Raw genomic sequence first — 342 nt, 5'->3', positions numbered from 1 at the left:
TGAGTAAGCATGCCATGCGTGAATTGGAAAAACGATTTGACAGAAAACCTGATCTGGAATCATGGTTTGTCACAATCAATCCGATTACAAAATTGGGGTAATCTATTTTTTCCGAGGCCCTCAGTCGTTCCCACAGGTTGTGCGCATCGGATTTGGCGACCCGGCCCCGTTTGCCGTTTTGTCTGAGCGGGATAGGCGGGAGCTGCTTTGCACCGCGGGTGGGGATATTGCGGTAGCGTTTCTGCAGATTTTTGTACTCATTCCCGGTCAGGCGCTTCGATTGGCGTTTGGCGACAATGGCGCAGGTTTCCTGGAGCAGGCGCTTCATATTGGCCGCCCAGG

Origin of the sequence: Thiolapillus sp. (assembly GCF_048562965.1) — a bacterium.
In the GTDB taxonomy this organism is placed as follows: domain Bacteria; phylum Pseudomonadota; class Gammaproteobacteria; order Chromatiales; family Chromatiaceae; genus Thiolapillus; species Thiolapillus brandeum_A.
This window is presented reverse-complemented; position numbering follows the sequence as displayed.